Annotated in this window: 1 protein-coding gene; it reads right to left on the bottom strand. The window is 68.3% G+C overall.

The features are described 5' to 3' along the window. The coding region (locus Q8Q85_07560) for a hypothetical protein (protein MDP3774113.1) at positions 1-1,087 on the bottom strand (1,087 nt) is incomplete at both ends.

Below are 1,087 nucleotides of genomic sequence, written 5' to 3'. Positions count from 1 at the left end.
CGCACCGAGTCCTGGCCGGTCGTCAGCCGACCCGGCCCGGGCGGCGTGCCCGGCAGCATGGCCGGGGACGGCGCGCCGATCCACGGCGTGACGGCGGACGCGACGCCCGCCGCGAACACGCGCGCGGTCACGAACACCTGCGATTCACCCGGATTCATGTCGAACGGGCCCGACGAGGCGAAGTAGCGGGCGTCGCGCGGCACCGTGGGCAGGCCGCACAGCTGGCGGCCCGGCGGATCCGACACCGTGCAGGGCCAGTCGCCGAGCCCGGGGTCGTTGGTGCCGCGGTGGTTGCGATACTGCTGCTGAATGCTCTCGGCGTCGTCGAACGGCGCACCGTTCGAGGTCGCCGACCAGATCGTGAGCCCGAACTCCAGGCCGGTCAGCGGGTTCGTGGGCGTCTTGAGGAACTTGATGCCGACGAGACCGGGCGCGACGGCGAACGGCGGGCGGAAGACGTTCTCCGGATACGACCAGCTCGCCAGTCCGGTCCAGTCGCTGACGTAGGTCGCCCCCATGTTGAACGGCAGGAACACGGTGGAGAAGTTCTTCTCGAAGTCGGCTTCGTCGTCGTCGGTGAAAATGGCCGCGAACGCGTTGTCCAGCGTGTAGCCCGTGTCGGGAATCACGATGCCGAACTTGGGTTCGTTGAGTCGCTGGAACTGCGTGCCGATGGCCGCGATCTCGTCGATTTCTTCGGTGGTGTAGCCGTACCGTGTGAGCCCATCGTACATGGCCCGGCCCGCCGCCGTGCTGCCGTCAGCGGTGATGTTGAAGAACCGGGTGATGAAGTAGGCGATGTCCTCGTTCCCGGACGGGAAGTTCCAGCCCAGGATGCGCGTCTCGGCGAGAATGCCCGCCGGGTGGCCGCGGCCTGCGGTCTGGTTGGGGTTGCCGTCCCAATACCGCCACCACACGTCCTGCTGGCCCACGGTGCGCCGTCCGATCAGCACACTGTTGTACAGCGTGGTGTCCTTGACGTACGCGGCCGACGGCCAGTTGGCGTCGCCGTCGGCGGCGCTGAACCGGGTGGCGGCCGAGCTGAAGATCTCGGTGATCTGCTCGCCGCTTTGCAAGCCGCCGGTGG

This window comes from Gemmatimonadales bacterium (genome assembly GCA_030697825.1).
Taxonomy (GTDB): Bacteria; Gemmatimonadota; Gemmatimonadetes; order Gemmatimonadales; family JACORV01; genus JACORV01.
This window is presented reverse-complemented; position numbering and strand designations above follow the sequence as displayed.